This window comes from Streptomyces sp. NPDC059247 (assembly GCF_042754005.1).
In the GTDB taxonomy this organism is placed as follows: Bacteria; Actinomycetota; Actinomycetes; order Streptomycetales; family Streptomycetaceae; genus Streptomyces.
Map to the genome: position 1 here is coordinate 621991 of NZ_JBHYZW010000002.1, position 18821 is coordinate 640811.

Annotated in this window: 18 protein-coding genes and 1 pseudogene; 11 read left to right on the forward strand and 8 right to left on the reverse strand. The window is 71.6% G+C overall.

What is annotated here, in order from left to right; genetic code table 11:
- Positions 1-19: 19 nt before the first annotated feature.
- From ACFXGN_RS06725 to folE, 5 genes are all read left to right on the forward strand, one after another.
- Entirely contained in the window at positions 20-1159 is a 1140-nt protein-coding gene (locus ACFXGN_RS06725; RefSeq protein ID WP_384854323.1) for a zinc-dependent metalloprotease, read from the forward strand.
- A 204-nt stretch (positions 1160-1363) separates the two neighbouring features.
- Positions 1364-2377 carry a tRNA lysidine(34) synthetase TilS gene (gene tilS / locus ACFXGN_RS06730; protein WP_384854326.1) on the forward strand — a complete coding sequence of 338 codons (1014 nt, stop codon included), beginning with the start codon at positions 1364-1366 and terminating at the stop codon, positions 2375-2377.
- 40 nt (positions 2378-2417) lie between these two features.
- Positions 2418-2957, forward strand: coding sequence for a hypoxanthine phosphoribosyltransferase (gene hpt, locus ACFXGN_RS06735; protein ID WP_384854551.1), 540 nt, complete (start codon positions 2418-2420; stop codon positions 2955-2957).
- A 173-nt stretch (positions 2958-3130) separates the two neighbouring features.
- On the forward strand, positions 3131-5149 hold the full coding sequence (ftsH, locus tag ACFXGN_RS06740; RefSeq protein WP_384854327.1) for an ATP-dependent zinc metalloprotease FtsH: 2019 nt from the start codon (positions 3131-3133) through the stop codon (positions 5147-5149).
- Positions 5150-5248: 99 nt separating this feature from the next.
- Positions 5249-5854, forward strand: a complete 606-nt coding sequence (gene folE, locus ACFXGN_RS06745) for a GTP cyclohydrolase I FolE (RefSeq protein WP_384854329.1) — start codon at positions 5249-5251, stop codon at positions 5852-5854.
- Positions 5855-5878: 24 nt separating this feature from the next.
- Here the strand turns inward: folE and ACFXGN_RS06750 are convergent, their stop codons facing one another.
- From ACFXGN_RS06750 to ACFXGN_RS06775, 6 genes are all read right to left on the reverse strand, one after another.
- Positions 5879-6355, reverse strand: a complete 477-nt coding sequence (locus ACFXGN_RS06750) for a DUF3180 domain-containing protein (protein WP_384854331.1) — start codon at positions 6353-6355, stop codon at positions 5879-5881.
- A gap of 47 nt (positions 6356-6402) precedes the next feature.
- The gene (folK, locus tag ACFXGN_RS06755; RefSeq protein WP_384854334.1) at positions 6403-7002 is read right to left on the reverse strand and encodes a 2-amino-4-hydroxy-6-hydroxymethyldihydropteridine diphosphokinase; all 600 of its coding nucleotides are present in this window, start codon (positions 7000-7002) and stop codon (positions 6403-6405) included.
- Complete coding sequence (folB, locus tag ACFXGN_RS06760) at positions 6999-7358, reverse strand: dihydroneopterin aldolase (RefSeq protein WP_351785809.1); 360 nt, start codon at positions 7356-7358, stop codon at positions 6999-7001. Before folB ends, folK begins: the two co-directional genes overlap by 4 nt.
- Before the next feature lie 135 nt (positions 7359-7493).
- The gene (locus tag ACFXGN_RS06765; protein WP_384854554.1) at positions 7494-7901 is read right to left on the reverse strand and encodes a nuclear transport factor 2 family protein; all 408 of its coding nucleotides are present in this window, start codon (positions 7899-7901) and stop codon (positions 7494-7496) included.
- A gap of 56 nt (positions 7902-7957) precedes the next feature.
- Positions 7958-8818: a dihydropteroate synthase gene (gene folP, locus ACFXGN_RS06770; protein ID WP_384854337.1), complete on the reverse strand. Its 861-nt coding sequence runs from the start codon at positions 8816-8818 to the stop codon at positions 7958-7960.
- 28 nt (positions 8819-8846) lie between these two features.
- Complete coding sequence (locus tag ACFXGN_RS06775; protein ID WP_384854339.1) at positions 8847-10691, reverse strand: phosphatidylglycerol lysyltransferase domain-containing protein; 1845 nt, start codon at positions 10689-10691, stop codon at positions 8847-8849.
- Positions 10692-10858: 167 nt separating this feature from the next.
- Here ACFXGN_RS06775 and ACFXGN_RS06780 point away from each other — a divergent pair, with 167 nt between their 5' ends.
- Positions 10859-11971: an alpha/beta hydrolase gene (locus ACFXGN_RS06780; protein WP_384854340.1), complete on the forward strand. Its 1113-nt coding sequence runs from the start codon at positions 10859-10861 to the stop codon at positions 11969-11971.
- 3 nt (positions 11972-11974) lie between these two features.
- Here ACFXGN_RS06780 and ACFXGN_RS06785 read toward each other — a convergent pair whose 3' ends face one another.
- Positions 11975-13033: an ABC transporter ATP-binding protein gene (locus tag ACFXGN_RS06785; protein WP_384854342.1), complete on the reverse strand. Its 1059-nt coding sequence runs from the start codon at positions 13031-13033 to the stop codon at positions 11975-11977.
- 144 nt (positions 13034-13177) lie between these two features.
- On the opposite strand from ACFXGN_RS06785, the gene ACFXGN_RS06790 reads away from it, so the two are divergent.
- The 5 genes and pseudogenes from ACFXGN_RS06790 to ACFXGN_RS06810 all read left to right on the forward strand — a co-directional run bounded on the left by ACFXGN_RS06790 (position 13178) and on the right by ACFXGN_RS06810 (position 17622).
- Positions 13178-13864, forward strand: a complete 687-nt coding sequence (locus tag ACFXGN_RS06790) for an ABC transporter permease (RefSeq protein ID WP_384854344.1) — start codon at positions 13178-13180, stop codon at positions 13862-13864.
- A gap of 1 nt (position 13865) precedes the next feature.
- A pseudogene (locus ACFXGN_RS06795) lies at positions 13866-14507 on the forward strand (ABC transporter permease); the annotation flags it as partial.
- Between the two features lie 187 nt (positions 14508-14694).
- Complete coding sequence (locus ACFXGN_RS06800; RefSeq protein WP_384854346.1) at positions 14695-15684, forward strand: ABC transporter substrate-binding protein; 990 nt, start codon at positions 14695-14697, stop codon at positions 15682-15684.
- Between the two features lie 130 nt (positions 15685-15814).
- Positions 15815-17101, forward strand: a complete 1287-nt coding sequence (locus ACFXGN_RS06805; RefSeq protein WP_384854349.1) for a hypothetical protein — start codon at positions 15815-15817, stop codon at positions 17099-17101.
- The gene (locus ACFXGN_RS06810) at positions 17098-17622 is read left to right on the forward strand and encodes a GNAT family N-acetyltransferase (protein WP_384854351.1); all 525 of its coding nucleotides are present in this window, start codon (positions 17098-17100) and stop codon (positions 17620-17622) included. The genes ACFXGN_RS06805 and ACFXGN_RS06810 overlap by 4 nt, the downstream gene beginning before the upstream one ends.
- Positions 17623-17677: 55 nt before the next feature.
- On the opposite strand, the gene ACFXGN_RS06815 is transcribed toward ACFXGN_RS06810, so the two are convergent.
- Positions 17678-18820 (reverse strand): NADH-quinone oxidoreductase subunit D, encoded by a 1143-nt coding sequence (locus tag ACFXGN_RS06815; RefSeq protein ID WP_366442085.1) that lies wholly within the window; start codon positions 18818-18820, stop codon positions 17678-17680.
- Position 18821 lies beyond the last annotated feature (1 nt).

Here is an 18821-nt window from a genome sequence, read left to right on the forward strand (position 1 = left end):
GAGACCGTACGGTTGACGCATGACGAGCTTCGGTGGCGCGCGCACGCCCGGGATGGTCGACTGGAACCTCGCGGTCGCGACCGCGACCCGCCTCGTACGGCCCGGACCCGAGGTCGGCCGGGACGAGGCCCGCGAGATCGTCGCCGAACTCCGCAGGCACGCCAAAGCCGCCGAGGAACACGTCCGCGCCTACACGCGGATGATCCCCGAGGGCGCCGAACCCCACGACACCCCCGTCCTCGTCGTCGACCGGGCCGGCTGGATCAAGGCCAACGTGGCGGGCTTCCGCGAACTCCTCACCCCGCTCCTCGGCAAGATGCGGGACCGCAGGCAGGACACCCCCGGCAGCGCCGTCCTCGGCGCCGTCGGCGGCAAGGTCACCGGCGTCGAACTCGGGATGCTCCTGTCGTTCCTCGCCTCCCGCATCCTCGGCCAGTACGAGACCTTCGCCCCCGCGACCCGGGACCTCCCCACCGGAACCGGCGGCGGCGGACGCCTCCTCCTCGTCGCCCCGAACATCGTCCACGTCGAGCGCGAACTCGAAGTCGACCCCCACGACTTCCGGCTCTGGGTCTGCCTCCACGAAGAGACCCACCGCACCCAGTTCACCGGCGTCCCCTGGCTCCGCGACCACCTCCAGGGCGAGATCCAGTCGTTCCTCGCCGCCACCGACGTCGACCCCGGCACCGTCGTCGAACGCCTCCGCGAAGCCGCCCAGACCCTCGCCGGAGGCCGCCCCGAGGCCGAGGAGGGCGAACCCGCCCCCTCCCTCGTCGAACTCGTCCAGACCCCCGAGCAGCGCGAGATCCTCGGCCGCCTCACCGCCGTCATGTCCCTCCTCGAAGGCCACGCCGACTACGTCATGGACGGCGTCGGCCCCCAGGTCGTGCCCTCCGTCGCCGAGATCCGCGAGAAGTTCCAGCAGCGCCGCGCCCGAGGCGCCTCCCGCCTCGACCTCGCCCTGCGCAAACTCCTCGGCCTCGACGCCAAGCTCCGCCAGTACCGCGACGGCGAACGCTTCGTCCGCGCCGTCGTCGACCAGGTCGGCATGGACGGCTTCAACCGCGTCTGGACCTCCCCCAACACGCTCCCCACCAAGTCCGAGATCGCCGCACCCGCCGACTGGATCGCGAGGGTGCACCGTAAGGCAGACTCCTGAGGCAGGTGCGGCGCACGACACGAGAACACCTCGGAACAGCCCACCAATCACCCATCCGAGGGACCCTGGGCAAGGGGTGGGGCGTGCAATGCTCGGGTAACGGCCGGGTTTCTGTCACCATCGACGCACTCTGAGTGACCGAACCCCCCTCCGGCCGTTATGACTCCGACCGAGGCACCCACCCCATCACGAAGGGAACCGGACATGGGTCCCCATCCTGCGGTCGCGGCGATACGCCTGGCGGTCCGCCGCGTACTCCACGACATCATCACCGAGCACCAGACCGACCCCACCGCCGACGACGGAACCCCCCTCGTCCTCGTCGCCTGCTCCGGCGGCGCCGACTCCATGGCGCTCGCCTCCGCCCTCGCCTTCGAGGCCCGCAAACTCCCCGTCCGCGCCGGCGGCATCACCGTCGACCACGGACTCCAGCCCGGCTCCGACACCCGCGCCCACGAGGTCGCCGGACGCATGACCGCCCTCGGACTCACCCCCGTCGAGGCCGTCGCCGTCACCGTCGGCCGCGAAGGAGGCCCCGAAGCCGCCGCCCGCGACGCCCGGTACGCGGCCCTGGACGCCGCCGCCGAACGCCACGGGGCCACCGCCGTCCTCCTCGGCCACACCCGTGACGACCAGGCCGAAACCGTCCTCCTCGGCCTCGCCCGGGGCTCCGGCATCCGCTCCCTCTCCGGCATGGCCGCCGTCTCCGGCACCTCCCGCCGCTACCGGCGCCCCTTCCTCCAGCTCGACCGCCAGACCGTCCGCAAGGCCTGCGTCGCGCAGGAACTCGCCGTCTGGGACGACCCCCACAACAGCGACCCCGCCTACACCCGCTCCCGGCTCCGCCACGAAGGACTCCCCGCCCTGGAGAAAGCCCTCGGCAAGGGAGTCGTCGAAGCCCTCGCCCGAACGGCCCAGCTCTCCCGCGACGACGCCGACGCCCTCGACACCTGGGCCGCCGACGCCGAGACCTCCGTGCGCGACGAGGCGGGCGCCCTCGAATGCGCCAAACTCTTCGGCCTGCCCACCGCGGTGCGCCGCCGCGTCCTGCGCCGCGCCGTCATCGCCGAGGGCGCCCCCGCCGGTTCCCTCTTCGCCCGGCACATCGAGGAAGTCGACCGGCTCATCACCGGCTGGCGCGGCCAAGGGGCCATCAACCTGCCCGGACGCGTCGAAGCGCGCCGCCAGGGTGGCAGACTGGTCATCCGGCAAGGCTGACGCACGCGCAACGAAAGTGACCCGGGTGAACGAGAAGGACATGGGCACCGACCTCCAGTCGGTGCTCATCACCAAGGAAGAGATCGACGCCAAGCTGGCTGAGCTGGCCGCGAAGATCGACGCGGAATACGCGGGCAGGGACCTCCTCATCGTCGGCGTCCTCAAGGGCGCCGTGATGGTGATGGCGGATCTGGCGCGCGCCCTTTCCACCCCCGTCACCATGGACTGGATGGCCGTCTCCTCCTACGGCGCCGGAACCCAGTCCTCGGGCGTCGTCCGCATCCTCAAGGACCTCGACACCGACATCAAGGGCAAGCACGTCCTGATCGTCGAGGACATCATCGACTCCGGCCTGACCCTGTCCTGGCTGCTCTCCAACCTCGGCTCGCGCGAGCCCGCCTCCCTGGAGGTCTGCACCCTGCTGCGCAAGCCCGAGGCCGCGAAGGTCGCCATCGACGTCAGGTGGATCGGCTTCGACATCCCCAACGAGTTCGTCGTCGGCTACGGCCTCGACTACGCCGAGAAGTACCGGAACCTTCCGTTCGTCGGCACCCTCGCACCCCACGTCTACGGCGGCTGAAGCCTCCCGCAGTACGGGGAACCCGTACCGCCTTCCCCCCGTTGAACCACGGGAAGGCGGTCGCGGGCGACGATGCTGAGGTACCGTCCGAAGAACAGCTTTTTCACACAGCAGCTCTCACAGCAGCATTTTCCTACGGGCAGGAGGGACGGAGCGCCCAGCGCTCCGTATGGATGGACGTGAAGCGATACTTCCGTGGGCCGGTCATGTGGATCGTGCTGGCCGTCCTCGCCGTGGTCGTGCTGATGCAGGTCGTCGGCTCGTCCGAGGGCTACAAGACGGTGGACACCGGCAAGGTCGTCCAGGCGATCGACAAGAACCAGGTCAAGCAGGCAAAGATCACCACCGGTGACGAACAGATCGTCAAGATCGAACTCGTCGACGGCCAGAAGATCGACAACAGCAGCAAGGTCCAGGCCAGCTACATCGGCACCCAGGGCGCCGACCTTGCCGACAAGCTCCAGGAGAAGTTCGAGGCCGGGCAGATCGAGAAGGGCTACACCGTCACACCGACGAAGCAGTCCGCCTTCGTCTCGATCCTCCTCTCGCTCCTCCCCTTCGTCCTCATCGTGGTCGTCTTCCTCTTCCTGATGAACCAGATGCAGGGCGGCGGCTCCCGCGTCATGCAGTTCGGGAAGTCCAAGGCCAAGCTCATCACCAAGGACACCCCGAAGACCACCTTCGCCGATGTCGCCGGTTCCGACGAGGCCGTCGAGGAACTCCACGAGATCAAGGAATTCCTCCAGGAACCCGCCAAGTTCCAGGCCGTCGGCGCCAAGATCCCCAAGGGCGTCCTGCTCTACGGCCCCCCCGGAACCGGAAAGACGCTCCTCGCGCGCGCCGTGGCCGGCGAAGCGGGCGTGCCGTTCTACTCGATCTCCGGATCCGACTTCGTCGAGATGTTCGTCGGCGTCGGCGCCTCCCGGGTCCGCGACCTCTTCGAGCAGGCCAAGGCCAACGCTCCCGCCATCGTCTTCGTCGACGAGATCGACGCCGTCGGACGCCACCGCGGCGCCGGGCTCGGCGGCGGCCACGACGAGCGCGAGCAGACGCTCAACCAGCTCCTCGTCGAGATGGACGGCTTCGACGTGAAGGGCGGCGTCATCCTGATCGCCGCCACGAACCGGCCCGACATCCTCGACCCCGCGCTCCTGCGCCCCGGCCGCTTCGACCGGCAGATCGCCGTCGACCGCCCGGACATGCTGGGCCGTCTGGAGATCCTCAAGGTCCACCAGAAGGGCAAGCCGGTCGCCCCGGACGTCGACCTCGGCGCGGTCGCCCGACGCACCCCCGGCTTCACCGGCGCGGACCTCTCCAACGTCCTCAACGAGGCGGCGCTCCTCACCGCCCGCGGCGACCAGAAGCTGATCGACAACGCGGCACTGGACGAGGCGATCGACCGTGTGGTCGCGGGCCCGCAGAAGCGGACCCGCATCATGTCGGACAAGGAGAAGAAGATCACCGCGTACCACGAGGGCGGCCACGCCCTGGTCGCGGCGGCCTCGCCGAACTCCGACCCGGTGCACAAGATCACCATCCTGTCCCGGGGCCGCGCCCTCGGCTACACGATGGTGCTGCCGGAAGAGGACAAGTACTCCACCACCCGCAACGAGATGCTCGACCAGCTCGCGTACATGCTGGGCGGGCGCGCGGCCGAGGAGCTCGTCTTCCACGACCCGACCACGGGCGCGGCGAACGACATCGAGAAGGCCACCGCCACGGCCCGCGCGATGGTCACGCAGTACGGCATGACCGAGCGTCTCGGCGCCATCAAGTTCGGCGGCGACAACACCGAGCCGTTCCTCGGCCGGGACATGTCGCACCAGCGCGACTACTCGGAAGAGGTCGCCGCGCTGGTCGACGAAGAGGTCAAGAAGCTCATCGAGACCGCCCACAACGAAGCGTGGGAGATCCTCGTCGAGAACCGCGACCTCCTCGACAACCTGGTCCTCGCGCTGCTGGAGAAGGAGACGCTGGGCAAGGAGGAGATCGCCGAGATCTTCGCCTCCATCGTCAAGCGCCCGGCCCGCCCGGCCTGGACCGGCTCCTCGCACCGCACCCCGTCCACGCGTCCGCCGGTCCTCTCCCCCAAGGAGCTGGCCCTGACGAACACGGCGAACGGCTCCGCGGCTCCGACGGTCGACACCACGAAGGGCATCGACATCGCCCCGGTGGACACCCCGGAGGACTGACCCTTCCCACCCCGGAATGGCCGCCACGCCCCCACAGGTTTTAGCCTGTGGGGGCGTGGCTTTTCGCGCACTTCAGTTCGGACGGAACGAGGCACAGAGATGACCGACCCGGTGACGCTGGACGGCGACGGCACGATCGGCGAGTTCGACGAGAAGCGCGCCGAAGCCGCCGTGCGGGAGCTGCTCATCGCGGTCGGCGAGGACCCGGACCGCGAGGGCCTGCGGGAGACACCGGCGAGGGTGGCGCGGGCGTACAAGGAGATATTCGCGGGGCTGTGGCAGAAGCCGGAGGACGTCCTGACGACGACCTTCGATCTCGGTCACGACGAGATGGTCCTGGTGAAGGACATCGAGCTGACTGCGACCTGTGAACATCATTTGCTGCCGTTCCATGGCGTAGCGCACATCGGTTACATTCCGGCTGAATCGGGCAAGATCACCGGACTGTCCAAGCTGGCCCGCCTGGTCGACGTCTTCGCCCGCCGTCCGCAGGTCCAGGAGCGTCTGACGACGCAGATCGCCGATTCGCTGATGCGGATCCTCGAAGCGCGCGGAGCGATCGTCGTCATCGAGGCCGAGCACATGTGCATGACGCTGCGCGGTGTCCGCAAGCCGGGCGCCAAGACGACCACCTCGGCGGTACGCGGCCAACTTCGTGACGCTACTACACGCGCCGAGGCCATGTCCCTGATATCGGCCCGTTAGCGGCGGGCCGCCCGGCCGGAGGGGTCAGGCGGCTGAGGGGTTCTTGTCGTCGTCCTCCGGGAGCTTGCAGACCCGCTCCAGGAAGAGGGCGGCCGCGATGACGCCGAGGCCCGCCAGGACCGCGAAGGCCGCGTAGAGGGCCTGGTCGCGGCGGGCCGGGACGTCGAGGTGGGCGAGGAGGAGGACGCCCACGCCGCCGTACATTCCGGCGACGAGGGCGGCCACCAGGGCGCTCGCCTGGCCGAAGACCACCGCGCGGGCCGCCATCAGCGGCTCGACGCCCTTGGCACCGGGCCGCCGGTCGCGCTGGGCCCTGAGCCGCGCGCGGAGGGAGAGGGCGGTCGCGGTGAGGACGACCGCGATCACGGCGAGGACGACCGGCGCGGCGAGCGGCACGCTGGGGAGGGTGCCGAGCGAGTCCCAGAGCCGGGCGGCGCCCCAGGAGAGCACCCCGGCCACGACGAAGAGTCCGGCGAGCACCTTCAGCCGCAGTTGTTTCACCGGGTGTCCTTCGTGTGGTCGCGGGCGGTCTGCCACGAGCGTAACGACTACTCGGGCAGACGGAGTTCCAGGTCGGCGCGGACGGTGACGCCTTCGTCGCCGACGGTGGCGAGGAGTCCGGTGACGGGTCCGTGGCCGGGCAGCTGGGCTTCCGGGTCGACGTCGTGCCAGGGGGCGAGGACGAAGGCCCGCTGGTGGGCACGGGGGTGCGGGAGGGTGAGGACGGGGTCGTCGGAGACGACGTCGGCGTACGCGATGATGTCGACGTCGATGGTGCGGGCGCCCCAGCGCTCCTCGCGGACGCGGTGGAAGGCCTCTTCGACGGCGTGGGCCCGCTCCAGGAGGGAGGCGGGCGGGAGCGTCGTCTTCACCAGGGCGACCGCGTTGAAGTACGAGGGCTGGCTGCCGGGGTCGACGCCCCAGGGCTCCGTCTCGTAGACGGGGGAGACGGCCTTGACCCGGAGGCCGGGGGTGTCCGCGAGGGCGTCCACGGCCCCCTGGAGGGTCTCCAGGCGGTTGCCGAGGTTGGCGCCGAGGGCGACGACGGCCCAGTGCGGGTTGGAGAGGGTCACGTCGGCGGCGTCGACGGCTTCGACGACGGAGGCGGGTACGGGCTGGACGGTGGGGTCGCTCTGTGTCGGTTTCATCGTCGGCTCCGGGTGATCGTGACGGTCACGTCGTCGAAGGGCACGGTGATGGGCGCGTCGGGCTTGTGCACGACGACTTCCACCTCCTGTACCCCGGCGTGGCCGAGGCACCGCTGGGCGATGCGTTCGGCGAGGGTTTCGATGAGGTCGACGGGTTCACCCTGGACGACGTCGACGACTTCCTCGGCGACGATCCCGTAGTGCACGGTCTTCGTCAGGTCGTCGTCGGCGGCCGCCGGACGGGTGTCCAGGCCGAGAACCAGGTCCACGATGAAGGTCTGGCCCTCCTCGCGCTCCTTGGGGAAGACGCCGTGGTGGCCCCGGGCCTTGAGGCCGCGCAGCGCGACACGATCCACGCGAATCACTCCTGCTGTCGTAGTTCGGGTGGTCACGCAGCCGGGTGCGGACGGCCGGGTGTCCGTCATCGAATCTACCTGCGGGCACCGACAGGGCTTCGCCTTGGGGGGCGTGGGCGGGTCAGGTCGGGGAGTTCAGTTGTCGTCCGCGCCGGGCTCTCCGGCCTTGGAATCCTCGGTTTCGGAGAGGACGGGGGAGGCGTGGTGGGACCAGATCCGCCAGCCCTCGGGTGTGTGGCGGAACACATTGGTGGCGACGACGAGCTGGCCGACGAGGGGTCCGAGCTCGGCGCCGTCCTCGGCGGGGCCGCCGCTGAGGATGTTCTCGGTGCAGGTGACGACGGCGGTGTCGTCGGCGAGGGAGACCGCGAGGTCGGTGAGGAAGAACTGGATGTAGTCGGTGTTCGCCATGATCAGGGCGTACGAGCGGAGGACCTCGCCACGGCCGGTGAGGACGGGCCAGCCGGGGTGGACGCAGGTGATGGGGGTGGCGCCGTCGTCGAGCCAGAGGGCGGAGACGGTGTCGAAGTCGCCGGTCTCCATCGCCTCGTAGAAGGCGGTGTTGACCGCTTCGACGGCGGCTTCCCTGGGATCGCGGCTCACGCGGCTCCCTCGACGGCGCGGGCGACGCGGACGGCGTCGGCGGTGGCGCGGACCTCGTGGACGCGGACGGCCCACGCGCCCGCGTGCGCGGCGAGGGCGGAGACGGCGGCGGTGGCGGCGTCGCGTTCGCGGGCGGGCGGCGGGGCGGCGCCCTCGCGGGTGAGGACGTGCCCGAGGAACCGTTTGCGGGAGGCGGCGACGAGGAGGGGGCGGCCGAGGGCGCGGAGGGCGGGGAGGTGGGCGACGAGCGTGAGGTCGTGGGGGGCGAGCTTGGCGAAGCCGAGGCCGGGGTCGACGACGATGCGGTCCGGGTGGACGCCGCCGTCGACGACGGCTTCGAGGCGGGCGCGCAGTTCGGCCAGGACCTCGCCGACGACGTCGTCGTAGACCGCGAGGCCGTTCATGTCCTGGCTGAAGCCGCGCCAGTGCATGACGACGAAGGGGACCTCGGCGGCGGCGACGGCGGGGACCATGGCGGGGTCGGCGAGGCCGCCGCTGACGTCGTTGACGAGGCGGGCCCCGGCTTCGACGGCGCGGGCGGCGACGGCGGCGCGCATGGTGTCGACGGAGACGGTGACGCCTTCGGCGGCGAGGCCGCGGACCACGGGTATGACGCGGCGCAGCTCCTCGTCCTCGTCGACGCGGCTCGCGCCGGGACGGGTGGACTCGCCGCCGACGTCGACGAGGTCGGCGCCCTGGGCGGCGAGGTCGACGCCGCGTTTGACGGCGGCCGTGGTGTCGAACCAGCGGCCGCCGTCGGAGAAGGAGTCGGGGGTCACGTTGACCACGCCCATGACCGCGCAGCGGTCCCACTCCGGCAGGCCCAGGGCCGTACCCCGGTCGATCGTCGTACTCATGTGACCAGCGTAGGGCGTGGGGGCGGATTCAGGCCGCGCGGATCTCGCGGTCAGCGGGTCCGGGGACTATGTGGGAGCAGGGCCGGGGGGCGGGGGCGGAGCGGCGGCGGGCGAAGGGGCGGGGGAAGGAGAGGTTCACGAAGCCTTCGGCCTGCATGGCGGCGAAGCCGATGCGGGGGAGGTCGCGGCTGGTGCGGTAGACGACGAAGCGGGGTTCCCAGTGGGGCTGGAACTTGGCGTTGAACTTGTAGAGCGATTCGATCTGGAACCAGCGGGACAGAAAGACGAGGAGTCCGCGCCAGACGCGGAGGACGGGTCCCGCGCCGATCTTCTCGCCGCGGGCGAGGGCGGAGCGGAACATGGCGAAGTTGAGGGAGACGCGTCCGATGCCGAGGGCGGGGGAGGCCTGGAGGGCGGCGACGATGAGGAGCTCGTTCATGCCAGGGTCGGCGGAGCGGTCGCGGCGCATGAGCTCCAGGGACATGCCGTCGGCGCCCCAGGGGACGAAGTGGATGATCGCCTTGAGGTCGCCGTAGGGCGAGTGGGGGTCGGCGTCGTCGTCGGTCTTGTGGGCGGTCGCTATCACCGCGTCGCCGTCGCCGGGGGCTCCGATGCGGCCGAGGGCCATGGAGAAGCCGCGTTCGGTGTCGGTGCCGCGCCAGGCGGCGGCGGCGCGGCGGACCCGTTCCAGTTCGGCTTCGTCGAGGTCGCGGACGCGGCGGACGCGGGTGGTGTAGCCGTTGCGTTCGATGCGCTTGACCATCTGGCGGACGTTGCGCATGGCGCGGCCGGAGAGGGAGAAGTCGGCGACGTCGACGATGGCCTCGTCGCCGAGTTCGAGGGCGTCGAGGCCGGTCTCGCGGGTCCAGACCTGGCCGCCGGTCTCGGAGCAGCCCATGACGGCGGGGGTCCAGGAGTGGGCCTTGGCCTCGTCCATGAAGCGTTCGATGGCGCCGGGCCAGGCCTCGACGTCGCCGATGGGGTCGCCGCTGGCGAGCATGACGCCGGAGACGACGCGGTAGCAGACGGCAGCCTTGCCGCTGGGGGAGAAGACGACGCCCTTGTCGCGGCGGAGGGCGAAGTGGCCGAGGGAGTCACGGCCGCCGTGCTGGTCGAGGAGGGCGCGCAGGCGCAGCTCGTCGTCGTCGGTGAGGCGGGCGGCGGGGTGCTCGGGGCGGAAGGCCAGGTAGATGGTGGTGAGGGCGGTGAGCATACCGAGGGCGCCGAGGGAGTAGCCGACGGTCCAGTCGACGCCCTTGGTGTAGCCGACGGGGCCTTCGAAGCCGAAGAGTCCGTAGAGGACGTGCTCCAGGCGGTCGGTGAGGCTGGGGTCGCCGACGACGCGGCGCGGGTGGGCGCTGACGATGACGAGGCCGAGGGCGATGGAGCCGGCGCCCATGACGACGAAGTTGGCGAGGGCGCGCCAGCGGCTCCGGGGGTCGGGCAGGGCGGCGAACTGGTCGCGGTGCCGGACGAGGAGGGCGAGCAGGCAGAGGGAGAGGAGGGCCCCGACGACGGAGTGGCGCCAGGCGAACTGGGCGGCGGCGCCGAGGGGGAGGAGGACGACGGCGGCCCGCCAGGCGCGGCGCTTGTTGCGCTTGAGGCCGTGGGCGAGGAGCAGGAGGAGGACTCCGGCGCTCAGCGAGAGGGCGGCGGAGAGGGGTCCGAGGGTGCCGGGGAGGACCTCGGTGATGGTGTGGAAACGGCTGGCGCGGAAGCGCGGGAAGACCCCGGCGGCGATGTCGATGAGACCGATGAAGGTGCAGGCGGTGCCGATGAGTGCGGGGACCTTCTGGGGGTCGGGGCCGCGGAGAATCCGACGTACCCGAACCGGAACCAATCCTGATTTGTCCCCATCTACCGTGACAGACATGGCTTCCCGTGCTTCCCGTGGTCCTGCGGAGGGTCCTTGATTCCGGTCGGGACCCGCGGAGTGATTCGGCGGGTCGTCCCGGTTGGTGCGCCTTCTAGGACGGAGCGGTACGGGCTCGGGTTCATCGGTTCACCGGAAATTCTCGGAAAGGCGGGGGTGGTCGTCCCATGGGCCTCACCAGCGGCAGGGTTCTCGTGGCGGCGGTCGTACTGGCCGTGGGGTTGTTCGTGGCGACGGTGTGGCTGTGGCCACGGCTGGCGCGCCGGGGGTGGCGGGCGTGCACGGGCAGGGTGGTGCTGCTCCTGATGACGCAGGTGGTGCTGTTCGCGGCGGTGGGCCTGGCGGCGAACCGGTCGTTCCTGTTCTACGGCTCGTGGGCGGACCTGTTCGGGCAGGAGCAGGACATGGGGGTGGTCGTCGACCACGGGGCGGGTTCGAAGCACGTACGGGTGGTGGGGACGGAGCAGCTCGACGTGCCGGGCAGCGGGCGTCCGGAGGTCGCGGGGCAGATACAGAAGGTCGTGGTGGAGGGCGCCCGGTCGGGGATCGTCTCCCCGGCGTACGTGTACCTGCCGCCGGAGTACTTCCAGCCGAGGTACGCGAAGCGGACGTTCCCCGCGTCGGTGGTGCTCACGGGGTATCCGGGGACGGCGGAGAACCTGATCAAGGGGCTGAAGTACCCGAAGACGGCCTATCTCCAGGCCAGGGAGGGACGGATGCAGCCGATGATCCTGGTGATGCTGCGGCCGACGGTGGCGCCGCCCCGGGACACGGAGTGCGTGGACGTGCCGGGCGGGCCGCAGACGGAGACGTTCTTCGCGGAGGACCTGCCGGCGGCGGTGTCGGGGACGTACCGGGTGGGGACGAAGCCCCGGAACTGGGGGTTCATGGGGAACTCCACGGGGGCGTACTGCGCGCTGAAGATCGCGCTGCACCATCCGGAGCGGTTCGCGGCGGGGGCGGGGTTCTCGGCGTACTACCGGGCGGCCGAGGACGTGACGACGGGTGATCTGTTCCACGGGGACGACCGGCTGCGCAAGCGGGCGGACCTGCTGTGGAGCCTGGACAACCTGCCGCAGGGGAAGACGTCGTTCCTGGTGACGACGTCGAAGCGGGGAGAGAGCAATCTGCGGGGCACGAAGGAGTTCATCAAGCGGGTGAAGAGCCCGGCGTCGGTCTCGTCGATCGTCCTGGACAGCGGTGGCCACAACTTCAACACGTGGAACCGGGAGATCCCGCCGGGCATGGTGTGGCTGAGCGGGAAGCTCAGCGGGGTCTGAGGTTCAGCCGGTGGTGGCCCGGCGCAGGGCGCGGTGGACGCCCGCCGGGGTGAGGACGCCGAGGGGGCGGCCGTCGGCGCCGGTGACGAGGAGGCGGCCGGTGTCGTGCTGGAGGAGCACGGCGAGGGCGTCCTTGAGCGAGGTGCCGAGGGGCACGGGGGCGGGGGCGCCGGCCGGTCCCGACGGGTGGGCCGGTCCCGACGGGTGGTCCGGGCCGGGGCCTCCGGCTGACCCGGGGCCTCCGGCCGGTCCGGAACCTTCCGCCGGTACGAGGTCCTCCGCCGGTACGGGATCGAGGTCGGCCTCGGTGACGGGGGTGACGGCGAGCCGCTTGAGGCCCCGGTCGCTGCCGACGAAGTCCGCGACGTACGGGGTGGCGGGGGAGCCGAGGACGGTCGCCGGGGTGTCGAACTGCTCGATGCGGCCCTGTCCGTAGACGGCCATGCGGTCGCCCATCCGGACGGCCTCCTCGATGTCATGGGTGACGAGGAGGACGGTCTTGCGGACGGTGGCCTGGAGGGCGAGGAACTCGTTCTGGAGGCGTTCGCGGACGACCGGGTCGACGGCGCCGAAGGGCTCGTCCATGAGGAGGACGGGCGGATCGGCGGCGAGCGCGCGGGCGACGCCGACCCGCTGGCGCTGCCCGCCGGAGAGCTGGGCGGGGTAGCGGGAGCCGTGGACGGCGGGATCGAGTCCGACGAGTTCGAGGAGTTCGGCGGCACGCGCGCGTGCGGCGGCCTTCTTCCAGCCGAGCAGCGAGGGGACGGTCGCGGTGTTGTCGAGGACCGTGCGGTGGGGGAAGAGCCCGACCTGCTGGATGACGTAGCCGATCTTGCGGCGCAGGGCGACCGGATCGACGTCGGCGATGTCCCGGCCGTCGACGAGGACCCGGCCGGAGGTCGGCTCGACGAGCCGGTTGACCATCATCATCGTGGTGGTCTTGCCGCAGCCGGACGGCCCGACCAGGGTGACGAGTTCGCCCTCGGCGACCTCGAAGGAGAGGTCGTCGACGGCGGTGGTGCCGTCGTCGTACCGCTTGGTCACGTGCTCGAACCGGATCATGGTTCCCCATTCTGGCCCCTGGACGCCGGGGGTGTGTGAAGGGCGTGTTGCCGCATTGTGGCGGGTCCGGGGGATTGTCGGTGCCGGGGGTTAGTGTCGTCAGACAAGCGTTCGGGAAGGCTGACCGCTCGGGGGGAGGGACGGATGAGCGCACCGAACTGTCTGGTCACGAACGACTGGATCTGCGGGGAGTACCTGCGCACGCGCGCCGGGGAGCTGACCGACGCCACGCTCCAGCATGTGGGAATCACCGTGGTCTCCGTGCTGATCGCGCTCCTCGTCGCCCTGCCGCTGGCGCTGCTCGCGCGGGCCAGGCCCCGGTTCGCGGGCCCGGTCCTCGGTCTGACGACCCTGCTGTACACGGTGCCGTCGCTCGCCATGTTCTCGCTGCTGCTGCCCTTCTTCGGGCTGTCGGCGGCGCTCGTGGTGACCGGTCTCGTGCTGTACGCCCTGACGATCCTGGTGCGCAACGCGCTCGCGGGGCTCGACGCGGTGCCCGTGGAGACGCGGGAGGCCGCCCGGGGCATGGGGTACGGACCGCTGAGGCTCCTGTGGGAGGTCGAACTGCCCTTGGCGCTGCCGGTGCTGATGGCGGGGATACGGATGGCGACGGTCTCCACGATCGCGCTGACGACGGTCGGTTCGGTCGTCGGCCGGGGCGGTCTGGGCAATCTGATCGAGGACGCGCTGCCGACCTTCTTCAAGGCGCAGATGCTCGCCGCCGCCGTGCTGTGCGTGCTGCTCGCCGTCGTCGCCGATCTGCTCCTCCTGGGCGTCCAGCGGCTGCTGACGCCGTGGGCCCGGATACGGACCGCGCCGGGAGGTGGGTGAGGTGGGGGTCGTGACGGACGCCTGGGGCTGGCTCACCACCGGCGCGCACTGGACGGGCGAGGGCGGTGTGGGGCAGCGGCTCGCCGAGCACGCGTACGTGAGCGGGGCGGCGCTGCTGGTCGCGGCGGCGCTCGCGCTGCCGCTGGGGCTCTGGCTCGGCCATCTCGGCCGGGGCGGGGCGCTCGCGGTGAACGTGTCGAACGTGGGGCGGGCGGTCCCCGTCTTCGCGGTCCTCGGCCTGTTCATGGTGTCGCCCCTGCGGAACGCGGGATCCGTGCCGACGGTCGTGGCCCTGGTGCTGTTCGCGGTGCCGCCGCTCCTCACCAACGCGTACGTGGGGGTGCGGGAGGTCGACCGGGCGGCGGTGCGGGCCGCGCGGGGGATGGGGATGACGGGCGGACAGCTGTTCCGCCGGGTCGAACTGCCCCTGGCCCGGCCGGTGGTGATGACCGGGGTGCGCTCGGCGGCGGTGCAGGTGGTCGCCACGGCGACGGTCGCCGCGATGGTCGGGCAGGGCGGTCTGGGCCGGATCATCACGGCCGGTTTCGCCACCTACGACACCGCGCAGGTCGTCGCGGGCGCGGTGCTGGTGGCGTCGCTGGCCCTCCTGGTGGAGGGCGTGCTGGTGGGCGCCGAGCGCCTCTTCGGCCGCCCGGGGCGCCACGGGGGACGTACGGATCGCCACGGAGGACGTACGGATCGCCGGGGAGGACGTACGGATCGCCGGGGCGGACGCGCGGTCCCGGAGCCCGGACGCGCGGAGCAGCCGCTCGGACGGGTGTCACACCGGCGGGAAGCGCCGGAATCGGAAGCCGACTTGACGAAGACGAATGGGTGATCTGGTGAACAGGGTCTCGCGGATCTCGGGCGCGGTGCTGGGGACGACGGCGCTGGCCGTCGCGCTGGCCGCGTGCGGCGGTGACAGCCTGGAGCAGGGCAAGGGGAAGGGCCCCGGGGGCGCGGCGGACGGCGGGAAGGGTTCGCTGGTGGTCGGCGCGGCGGCCTTCACCGAGGCCAAGGTGCTCGCCGAGCTGTACGCGCAGACGCTGCGGGGCGCCGGATACTCGGTGTCGATCACCACGGTGAAGAATCGCGAGCTGTACGAACCCTCCTTGGAGAAGGGCGAGATCGACATCGTCCCGGAATACGCGGCGACGCTCGCCGAATTCCTCAACGCCAAGGTGAACGGGCCGAAGGCACCGGACGACAAGCCGGTCGCCTCGGCCGACGCGGCGGCCACGGTCGAGGCGCTGCGCAAGCTCGCGGGACCGCGCGGTCTGAAGGTCCTCGACGCCGGTGGCGCGGTCGACCAGAACGCCTTCGCGGTGTCGAAGGAATTCGCCGCGAAGAACAAGCTGACGACCCTTTCCGATCTCGGCCGCGCGAAGCTGAAGGTGAAGATCGCCGCCGGTGACGAATGCGCGGTCCGGCCGTTCTGCGCGCCCGGTCTGAAGAAGACCTACGGCATCGACGTGGCGGGCATCGACCCCAAGGGCGTCGGTACCCCGCAGTCCAAGCAGGCGGTGAAGGACGGGGTGGACCAACTGGTCCTGACGACCACGACGGACGCCACGATCGACAGCTACGGACTGGTGTTCCTCACCGACGACAAGAAGCTGCAGAACGCGGACAACGTACTTCCGGTGCTGAACGCCGAGGACGCCGGAGCACCCGAGATAGCCGCCGCCCTCGACAGGATCACCAAGGTGCTGACCACAGCGGATCTCGCCGAACTCAACCGCAAGGTGGATGCCGAGCGGGCGAAGCCGCAGGACGTCGCCAAGGAGTATCTGACGGCGAAGGGGCTGCTCAACAAGTAGGAGTCCGGGCGGGGATGTCGGCCCGAAACGGAACCGGAACGGGGGATATCCACTTCCCGTGACGAGAAGTGGCCAAGAGATTGCCGGGCCGACGCCCCACACGACACCTACGCACGGTAAATTTCAGGCCATGCCACGTGGACGCCACCGCCATTCCCCGCCTCTGCACAAGCTGCTGCCGCCCTCAGCGGTCGCCAGCGTCGCGGTCGTGTGTGCCGCGGCGGCCTGGCTGCCCGGCGATCCGCTGATCGCCCGCCTCCTCGCGGCAGCCGCCGCGGTCGCCGCCGTCACCGGCGCCGTCCTCCTGCGCGGCTGGGACCGGAGCGCCGGACTGCGGGTCGCCGAGCTCGACCGGGCCCGCACCGCCGACCAGTGGAAGTCCGAGGAGCGGCTCGCCGAGCTGGAGTCCGACCTGGAGGAGTCCCGCGCGCTGCGCGCCCGCCTCGACGCCAAGCTCCGCGCCAAGCGGGTCGAACTGGCCGGACTGCGCGGTGAGCACGCCGATCTCCTCCGCCGCTACGCCACGGCCGAGACCGAGCGCGCCAGCGCCCTGGAGGGCCGCCGGGTCCTCGCCCTGGAGACGCCCGCGCCGGAGACCGGCACCACCGGCGCCGCCAAGGCCCTTCCGGCGGGCGGCTCCACGCCCACCCCGGAGGCCTTCCGGCGCGCCGCCGACGCGCTCCGCGACCTTCCGCGCAGCGCCGCCGTCCAGCGGGCCCGCCGGACCGCAGAGGCGGCCCGCGCGCGGGACCTCGCCGAGCGGGCCCGTGAGACGGACGAGCCGCGGGGGAAGCACGCGGCGGCCACCGGCGGCGAGCACGCCCGCCCGGCCGCCCTCGCGCTGCCCCCGGCCGCGTCCGCCGACTCCCCCGACTCCACGGCACCCGCCGACTCCACCGTGCCCGCGGCCCCTTCCGCACCTGCGGCCCCTTCCGCGTCCGTGGTCCCGGCCGTCCCGGCGGCCCCCGCCGTTCCGGCCGTACCGGTCGCCGCCGCGATCGTCCCGTACGCGGCCCGCAGGCCCGTACCGCGTCCCGAGGGCGGCTTCGACTTCTTCGGTACGCAGAAGGCGGCGGCCATCGAGGCGGTGCAGCACACCGATCTCGCCGATGTGGTCGGCGAGGAGGTCCTCGAAGAGGCCCTGGCCGCACAGAACCTGATCGCACAGAACCTGACCGTGCGGAACTCCGTCGCACAGGACCTCGCCGCGCAGGACCCGGCCGCGCAGGATCCGGCCGCGCGGGACGGGGCCGGGGCCCCGCCGCTCACGCCGGTCAGCCCCACCGGCACCGCCGGTCCGCTCGCGCCCCACGTCCCCGCCCCGCCCCGGACGGTCGGTCAGGTCATCGACCTGACCGCCCACGACGAGACCGAGCAGCTGGACGTCGTCGAACTGCGCGGCGCGGTCAACTCGTGACGTACCGCCTCGCCGGCCTCCCGGCCGGTGAGGCCACCGGCCGCCGGGACGAACTGATCGCCCTGTGCGCCCAGGCGTTCTGCGGCGCCCCCTGGCACGAGCCCCCGCCGGGCGCCGTACGCACCGTGGACCGGCTGCTCGGCTCGGCCGCCGGGCGCCCCGACTTCCTGGCCGTCGCCGCGTTCGGCCCCGACGACGGGCTCCGGGGCTTCGCGGCGGGCTGGACGGACACCGTGCTCTCCGGCGACCGACCCGCCTTCGAACTGGCCGAACTCGTCGTCGCCCCCGCCCACCAGGGCCTCGGCCTCGGGCGCGCGCTGCACGACGCCCTGCTGGCCGCTCTGCCCCCGGGCCCCCGCCGTCTGATGACCCTCGACGTCCCGGAACTGACGGAGCGCTACGCGCGCTGGGGCTGGGCCGTGGCCGAGCGCCGACGGCCCGCCACCACGGACCGGGAGTACGTGGTGATGTCCCGGACCGACGGAACCGACGGGACTGACAGGACCGACGGGACCGACTAGGGACCCGGCCGGGACGGTCCGGCCGGGCCCGCCGTCTGACCCCGTACGCCCGGCGTCACTTGTCGATGTCGCCGACCACGAAGAACAACGAGCCCAGGATCGCCACCATGTCGGCGACCAGCGTCCCCGGCAGCAGCTCCGTGAGCGCCTGGATGTTGTTGAACGATGCCGAGCGCAGTTTCAGCCGGTACGGCGTCTTCTCGCCCTTGGAGACCAGGTAGTAGCCGTTGACCCCGAGCGGATTCTCGGTCCACGCGTACGTGTGGCCCTCCGGCGCCTTCAGCACCTTCGGCAGCCGCTGGTTGATCGGGCCGGGCGGCAGCTCGGCCAGCCGGTCCAGGCACGCGTCCGCCAGGTCCAGGGCGTGGTGCGTCTGCTCCAGCAGGCACTCGAACCGGGCCAGGCAGTCGCCCTCCTGACGGACGGCGACCCGCAGGGTGTCCTGGAGCTCCCCGTACGCCAGGTACGGCTCGTCGCGGCGCAGGTCGAAGTCGACGCCCGAGGCGCGGGCGATCGGCCCCGACACCCCGTACGCGTGGACCGCCGCCGCCGACAGGACCCCGACCCCCCGCGTACGGCCCCGGAAGATCTCGTTGCCGAGGACGAGCCGGTCGTACACGTCCATCCGCGAGCGGACGTCCGCGACGGACCGGCGGGCCCTCCCGAGCCACCCGGCCGGCAGGTCCTCCTTGAGGCCGCCGACCCGGTTGAACATGTAGTGCATCCGGCCGCCGGAGACCTCCTCCATCACCGTCTGGAGCTCCTCGCGCTCCCGGAAGGCGTGGAAGACCGGGGTGATGCCGCCCAGTTCGAGCGGGTACGAGCCGAGGAACATCAGATGGTTCAGGACCCGGTTCAGCTCGGCGAGGAGCGTACGGGTCCACACCGCGCGCTCCGGCACCTCCATGCCGAGCATCCGCTCGACGGCCATGACCACGCCGAGCTCGTTGGAGAAGGCGGACAGCCAGTCGTGCCGGTTGGCCAGCATGATGATCTGCCGGTAGTCCCGCGCCTCGAAGAGCTTCTCCGCCCCCCGGTGCATATAGCCGATGACCGGCTCCGCCTGCCGCACGACCTCGCCGTCCAGCACCAGCCGGAGCCGGAGCACGCCGTGGGTCGAGGGATGCTGCGGCCCGATGTTCAGCACCATGTCGGTGCTCTCCGCCGCGCCGCCGATGCCGACCGTCGTCTCCGTCATG

Coding starts and splice junctions, on each gene's coding strand:
- tilS (WP_384854326.1), top strand. CDS start 1,364: ATGGGTCCCCATCCTGCGGTCGCGGCGATACGCCTGGCGGTCCGCCGC.
- folE (WP_384854329.1), top strand. CDS start 5,249: ATGACCGACCCGGTGACGCTGGACGGCGACGGCACGATCGGCGAGTTC.
- ACFXGN_RS06775 (WP_384854339.1), bottom strand. CDS start 10,691: ATGTCTGTCACGGTAGATGGGGACAAATCAGGATTGGTTCCGGTTCGG.
- ACFXGN_RS06725 (WP_384854323.1), top strand. CDS start 20: ATGACGAGCTTCGGTGGCGCGCGCACGCCCGGGATGGTCGACTGGAAC.
- ACFXGN_RS06780 (WP_384854340.1), top strand. CDS start 10,859: ATGGGCCTCACCAGCGGCAGGGTTCTCGTGGCGGCGGTCGTACTGGCC.
- ACFXGN_RS06805 (WP_384854349.1), top strand. CDS start 15,815: ATGCCACGTGGACGCCACCGCCATTCCCCGCCTCTGCACAAGCTGCTG.
- ACFXGN_RS06815 (WP_366442085.1), bottom strand. CDS start 18,820: ATGACGGAGACGACGGTCGGCATCGGCGGCGCGGCGGAGAGCACCGAC.
- ACFXGN_RS06765 (WP_384854554.1), bottom strand. CDS start 7,901: ATGGAGACCGGCGACTTCGACACCGTCTCCGCCCTCTGGCTCGACGAC.
- folP (WP_384854337.1), bottom strand. CDS start 8,818: ATGAGTACGACGATCGACCGGGGTACGGCCCTGGGCCTGCCGGAGTGG.
- ACFXGN_RS06785 (WP_384854342.1), bottom strand. CDS start 13,033: ATGATCCGGTTCGAGCACGTGACCAAGCGGTACGACGACGGCACCACC.
- ACFXGN_RS06800 (WP_384854346.1), top strand. CDS start 14,695: ATGGGTGATCTGGTGAACAGGGTCTCGCGGATCTCGGGCGCGGTGCTG.
- hpt (WP_384854551.1), top strand. CDS start 2,418: ATGGGCACCGACCTCCAGTCGGTGCTCATCACCAAGGAAGAGATCGAC.
- ACFXGN_RS06790 (WP_384854344.1), top strand. CDS start 13,178: ATGAGCGCACCGAACTGTCTGGTCACGAACGACTGGATCTGCGGGGAG.
- ftsH (WP_384854327.1), top strand. CDS start 3,131: ATGGACGTGAAGCGATACTTCCGTGGGCCGGTCATGTGGATCGTGCTG.
- folK (WP_384854334.1), bottom strand. CDS start 7,002: ATGAAACCGACACAGAGCGACCCCACCGTCCAGCCCGTACCCGCCTCC.